The 260-nt window shown below is 65.8% G+C and carries 1 protein-coding gene; it reads left to right on the top strand.

Features of this window, described 5'->3' with window-relative positions:
- A partial coding sequence (locus ACTHSL_RS13835) for a peptidoglycan-binding protein (RefSeq protein WP_440381736.1) occupies positions 1-258 on the top strand: 258 nt, incomplete at its 5' end.
- Positions 259-260: the final 2 nt, after the last annotated feature.

The raw sequence follows: 260 nt of genomic DNA, 5'->3' as shown, positions 1-260 counted from the left end.
CCTACGGGTGGCTGCGATCCGCGCATTCCCGCAATCCGCGAGATCCTGATCCTGGGCGGCGATCATCCCGGCGGCGGCAACGGCGAGACCTATGACCCCGTGACGGTCGAGGCCATGCAGAAGTTCCAGAAACGGCACGGGCTCGAGGCCAAGGGCCTCATCGGCAAGCAGACCGTCGTGGCCCTCAATGTTCCGCCGGACGAGCGCGCCCGGCAGATCATGCTCAACATGGAACGCTGGCGCTGGATACCCTGGTAGTC

This window comes from Neisseria sp. P0008.S010, assembly GCF_051962715.1.
Classification (GTDB): Bacteria; Pseudomonadota; Gammaproteobacteria; order Burkholderiales; family Neisseriaceae; genus Neisseria; species Neisseria elongata.
Note: the sequence above shows the minus strand (reverse complement) of the source record. Positions and strands in the feature narration are given on the sequence as shown.